Raw genomic sequence first — 5,653 nt, 5'->3', positions numbered from 1 at the left:
GTCAGAGATACCTGACAAAGTTATTGATTTAATAGTAACTTCCCCACCATATTTCAACATTAAAGACTATTCAAAGGATGGTTTTCAAATAAATAAGCATTCAAAAACTTTAGATGATGATATTGGAGCAATAAATAATTATAATAAATATATAAATGAATTATTAAAAGTATGGAAAGAATGCGAACGTGTTCTTAAACCTAATGGTAAATTAATAATAAATACACCATTAATGCCAATGAAAAAGAGCGTCTTACGTACTCATTATAATAGGCATATATTTAATCTAAATACAGATATTGAGCATTCAATTTTAAATAATTTAAAATTATTTCTGTATGATATTTATATCTGGAATAGAACAAATCCTAGTAAAAAATTAATGTTTGGAAGTTATCCATACCCAGGCAATTTTTATGCTCAAAATACAAGTGAATTTGTCACGGTTTATGTCAAAGATGGCAAACCCATAAACAGAGTTGCAAAGCAAATAAAAGAAGAAAGCAAGTTAACAGAGGATGAATGGGTGGAATTTACTAAACAAATTTGGAATATTCCTATTCCTAACAAAAATGATTCTGCCTTTGGTAAACACTCAGCAATTATGCCAGAAGAAATAGCGGGAAGATAAATCTATATTGATTATCAACGAATAAAGAAATTATTTATAGTAATTAATATAGTCTGAAACATAACTTATGAGTTAATATAATTTTTGGGGTCAAGATGCAATATCAAAGAAAACAAAAAGAAATTATCAATGAAACTAAGAACAAGATCTTAAATAAAATTAAAAATTTTAATATATCAGTATCACAAATGAATTTTTTAGGAAGAAATGTATATCAACTAAATGAAAAGGAAGCTCTAATTGAATTAATATATGCAAGTTTAAATAATAGAAATGAATATTTTTTTGGTATAGAAGTGCATCAGCTAAAGAATATATACAATACTAATAGGAATTTCTATCAATTATTTATTTGTGATAATGAGGAACAAGTTTTTATAATTCCAATGTCATTTCTGATTGAAATCTTAACCGATGCTGAGGCTACTAATCATGGAACTTTCAAGCAATGGAAACCAATTATTAGAAAAAGAAATGGAATTTGGCAGTTAAGACTTTTTGGTATATACAACATTACAGAACATTTTAATCGTTATGATTATTTACTAACTGACACACAGAGTCTTAAGAAGTTCTATTCAGAAAAAATAGTTTTTCATTCTGATGTTGAGGTACAAACAGAAAATCAAAGATGGAAAATCATAGCTAAAGAAAACAATATAAATTCAAAAAATTTACATTCCGCTACAATTGATATGCTAAGAAATCTTGGAGAATGGCAGGGCTTCAAAGTAATTACTGAGGGAAAGCCCATCGGTTTTGAGCAATTCCCTTATAAAGTTGATTGCTTATGGTATAAAGGAAAAGATTTATATATGGCAATTGAAGTTTGTCATAAGGGGGTAGTTGAGAAAGATAAGGACTCCCTAAAATTAGCCAAGCAATTAGGCGCTAGAAAGGTAATCATTGTTACTGGAATTAATAAAGTTGAAAGAATTAGAAAATTATTCATGTATAACTCTGAAATCAAATCTTGGACAGAGGTTTGGAGTTTTAACAGAATTTTAAATATGTTTGAGATGGGAAAAACATTTTTTCAAGACTTTTCAAAATTTACTAAATATTCTTGGAATGATAATATTATTGAATACCTATAATTATGGATTTTGAAAAAGTAAAAAATCTATTAAAACGTGGTGAATATAACTATATGAAAATAAATAGATTTTACAATTGTTTTACTTGGCTTGATTTAAACAACTGTAAGAACTTTAGTGATTTGAATTTTTGGGCTTATCAAAATTATTCTACAGACTATAAAGAATTACTAGAAAATATCCCTAAAGAAAAATTTACTAATAAAGATGAAAAAATATTTAAAAGATTAGATAACGGTTTTCATGTAAATGAAAAAACAGGCAAAATTGAATTTTAAAATATTGTTTAATAAAAAGCTGGATTGAAATAGATAAAAGTATCAAAGAAAAAGGTGTCATCGGAAGTTTATGGAGAGGGTGGTATATTATTCCTGACCAAGGTTATATTTCTGATGATTTAATTAGTCGCATATTTGATATAGTTAAAATTATTAAGAATAAAAGTGGTAGTATAGATATCTCAAAAGGTAGCAAAGATTTGAAGGAAATATTAGAAATAACTTCCGAAAAATTTATACGAGACAGACAAGTAATGGATGTTAGAGATATTTTTATACGACAGGAAAAGAACTATCTTTTAAAATTTGGGTTGGCAGTTCATCCAATAAAACAAAATGGAAAACCTGATAAAAGCCAATTAGTTTTAACCTCATTGGGTCCTGAATTTGCAAATTGTACTGATTTAGACTGTATAAAAGAACTTTATACAAACTTTATGTTAGACTATACTTACAATGGTCTTAAAATAACTAAATTTACTTATAAGCTACTCAAAAAAATCCAATATATAAATTTTGATGAGTTTAGTCTTTTTGTAATACATGCCTATACTGAAGATGAATTTGATGAAACTGTAAAGCTTATATCTATTTATAGGAATTTATCTATAAGAGAAAAAACAATACTTAAAGAAAAATATAATGAGATGTTCAAAAAAATTAAAGAGCCTACAGCTAAAAATGTAAAGGGAAATTATCATAAAAAAGTAAAACATACTATGTCTGCAATTGGATGGTGCAAAGATATTAAATGTGACTTTATTAATTGGAAAATTGAAATTACCTAATTTTTTATTGAACAAAATAAATTGGAGGAAAACCATGAAAAAAATCATCGCTTTATTTCTAATCTTAATACCATTTAGTTTATTTGCAAATGGTATTGACTATTCACCATTTTCTGTTGCAACCACAGACAACTTTCTTGCAACAAAAGTAAGTCCAGCCGCTCTTGGATTTGGAAATGCCGGTGGCTTGGGTTATGCTCAATATTTTGAAGAAGGAAAATTTCAAAAAAAATACTCTCTATTCCTTAACATGAAACATCTTGGATATTGCTATGAAAATATGCGAGATACACTTAATATTCATACTCTTGCAAACGGTTTTAACTGTGGAATAAAAAATATGTATTTAGGCTGGGATTATGCCTGGGAAAATAGTAAATTCAAAAAAGGAGATTTGAGATTATCTCTGTTGTATAGACCATTTGATTTTTTGTCTTTGGGTGCTGTAGGAAGCAAGTTAACAAATGATGACAGAAATGGCAAAATAGGTTTTGCTCTCCGACCAATCTCTATTAAAAACAAATTCTGGAATAGACTGTCCTTAAGCTGTGATATCCAATATGCAAATAAGGAATGGAGAAAACCAATTTTGGGCTTAGAAACTGAACTTTTTAATGGCATTCAACTTGGTGGTTCTTACAATATTGATGAAGAAACCTTCTCAGCGAATTTCAGCATAAACTTTTACAAATTCAAATTTGGTACAAGTTTTACCCCCAATGATGATGCTCACGGTTTGAGTTATGCCAATATTTCAAATAAGAATTTCAGAACTTTCCTGAAAAAGGAAGAACCAAACCAATTTTACAACTACAAACTAAAAGGCACAATTCTTGAACAAAAGCCAAAGCAAAAAATTGGACCGTTTCAAATAGTAACCACAAAAGGGCATACAATTGCTGAAATTCTTAAAACAATTAAAGAACTCAAAGAAAATAACAAAATCAAAGGGATAGTTTTCAAATCAGGTAATATTAAGGGTGGCATAGCAAAATATGAAGAGATAAAAGATGCTCTTCTAAATTTCAAATCTGCTGGCAAAAAGATTGTCTGTTACTTTGAAAATATTGGAAATATGAATTATGCTCTGTCTGCGGCAGTCGGTGATAAAATTTATCTCAATCCATCTGGAATGGTCGGACTTTCTGGTTTCTCTATACCTATGCCTTATCTCAAAGAACTTTTAGATACCCTGGGCATACGAGTAATAAATTTTAGAAGTCATCAGTATAAAACTGCAGGAAATATGCTGTCTGAAAGCGAGATGACAGAAGCGGAAAGGGAAATGCTTGAATATTACCTTAATGGAATCTATGAAGAAATGGTTTCTATGATTGCACAAGGAAGAGGAATATCTAAAGAAAAAGTGAAAGAATTAATTGATGATGGACCGTATTTTGTTGCAAAAGATGCCTTAAATGCAGGCTTGATAGATGACATCATATACGAAGATGAACTTGAGGATAAAATAAAAGATGAATTTGATAATGCAAAAATTGTTAAAAAATACAAAAGGGATATGTTCAGATATGATTGGAGTGATGAATATAAATCCAAAATTGCTATTATTTATGCTACAGGATTTATTCATTCAGGAAAAGGACAGCACGGTAAATCAATCGGTTCTGAGACGATGGCAAAAGCAATCAAATCAGCCAGAGAAGATAAGTCAATAAAAGGCATTATCTTTAGAATAGACAGCGGAGGTGGCTCTGCACTCGCTTCAGATATTATATGCCGAGAAATCGCTCTTTGTGATAGTGGCAAAACTGCAAAGCCTGTTGTTGTGTCAATGTCTGATGTGGCTGGTTCCGGAGGATATTATATCGCATGTAAAGCAGATAAAATCGTAGCAGAACCAAGCACTGTTACAGGGTCTATTGGAGTAATAGGAATGTCAGTTAATCTGGAAAGACTATATGAAAAAATTCATATCAACATAGAAACAGTAAAGAAGGGTAAGCATGCTGACCTCGGTGCTACAAGCAGAAAGATGACTGAAGAAGAGACGGAAATGATTAACAACGCAATTGAAAGTTTCTATTGGGATTTTGTAGATAAAGTGGCTGAGGGACGGGGAATGACGAGAGAAGAGATTCACGAAATTGCTCAAGGTAGAATCTGGACTGGAAGGCAAGCAAAGGAAAGAGGTTTGGTGGATGAATTAGGTGGAATGGATAAGGGTATTATTATGCTGAAAAAGTTGGCAAAAATTGATAAAGATGTTGAAGTTGTCCTCTATCCAAAAGCGAAACCAGGCTTTACAATTTCACTTGATGCTGATTTGCCCGGGATGAAAACTGAGGTTTTACCAGAAGAGATTAAAAATACAATTAAAGTAATTGAAGACATAGGTTTTTATGCCGATGAAGAAATTCTGTATCTGATGCCTTATAGATTTCCGGATGAGGTGAAATAATTTGGAGTCCCAATCTCCAGATTGTGAATATTATGCATCCGATTCTGGAGAATCGGATTCCAAACCCAAGATTATTTTTAGGGGAGTCCCGTTCTCCAGAACGGGAAAAGATGCTGTAATATTACTACCTTTGGACTTAACCCTAAACGAAGTTGGGGTTGAGAACCGACTGATTCCAAATTTTGCAATTCTCAAGTTACATTCCTTTCAGTCATTGCAACTTAAGTCTTGTTGCCTGAGAACAGATAAAATACACATTTCGCAATTCTAAACTTATGCGTCAAAGAAAAGGAAATTCCTATGCAATCAAATCATTTTTACAATTACCTTTCTACTCCTTGGTCCATCAAATTCGCAAAAGAAAATCGCCTGCCATGTTCCTAAAACAAGAGAACCATTCTCAATTATTACGGATTCAGAACAACCAATAATACTGGATT

5 protein-coding genes and 1 pseudogene are annotated in these 5,653 nt (G+C 30.8%); 5 read left to right on the top strand and 1 reads right to left on the bottom strand.

Going from position 1 to position 5,653, the window contains the following annotated elements:
- The 5 genes and pseudogenes from U9R23_01495 (at position 1) to sppA (ending at position 5,213) form a co-directional block, all read left to right on the top strand.
- Positions 1-622: pseudogene (locus U9R23_01495) on the top strand (site-specific DNA-methyltransferase).
- A gap of 104 nt (positions 623-726) precedes the next feature.
- Positions 727-1,728: a hypothetical protein gene (locus U9R23_01490; GenBank protein MEA3475110.1), complete on the top strand. Its 1,002-nt coding sequence runs from the start codon at positions 727-729 to the stop codon at positions 1,726-1,728.
- 2 nt (positions 1,729-1,730) lie between these two features.
- Positions 1,731-2,006, top strand: a complete 276-nt coding sequence (locus tag U9R23_01485) for a hypothetical protein (GenBank protein MEA3475109.1) — start codon at positions 1,731-1,733, stop codon at positions 2,004-2,006.
- 200 nt (positions 2,007-2,206) lie between these two features.
- Positions 2,207-2,794: a hypothetical protein gene (locus tag U9R23_01480; GenBank protein ID MEA3475108.1), complete on the top strand. Its 588-nt coding sequence runs from the start codon at positions 2,207-2,209 to the stop codon at positions 2,792-2,794.
- Between the two features lie 34 nt (positions 2,795-2,828).
- Positions 2,829-5,213: a signal peptide peptidase SppA gene (gene sppA, locus U9R23_01475; GenBank protein ID MEA3475107.1), complete on the top strand. Its 2,385-nt coding sequence runs from the start codon at positions 2,829-2,831 to the stop codon at positions 5,211-5,213.
- Between the two features lie 306 nt (positions 5,214-5,519).
- Here the strand turns inward: sppA and U9R23_01470 are convergent.
- On the bottom strand, positions 5,520-5,653 hold a 134-nt coding region (locus tag U9R23_01470), incomplete at its 5' end, for a YjbQ family protein (GenBank protein MEA3475106.1).

This window comes from Candidatus Cloacimonadota bacterium (genome assembly GCA_034722995.1).
GTDB lineage: Bacteria > Cloacimonadota > Cloacimonadia > JGIOTU-2 > JGIOTU-2 > JAGMCF01.
The sequence above is the reverse complement of the archived record's forward strand: the minus strand, read 5'-3'. Positions and strand labels throughout refer to the sequence as shown.

What these genes read in the sequence shown, in the direction of transcription:
- U9R23_01490 (MEA3475110.1), top strand. Translation starts at nt 727, where the DNA reads ATGCAATATCAAAGAAAACAAAAAGAAATTATCAATGAAACTAAGAAC.
- U9R23_01485 (MEA3475109.1), top strand. Translation starts at nt 1,731, where the DNA reads ATGGATTTTGAAAAAGTAAAAAATCTATTAAAACGTGGTGAATATAAC.
- sppA (MEA3475107.1), top strand. Translation starts at nt 2,829, where the DNA reads ATGAAAAAAATCATCGCTTTATTTCTAATCTTAATACCATTTAGTTTA.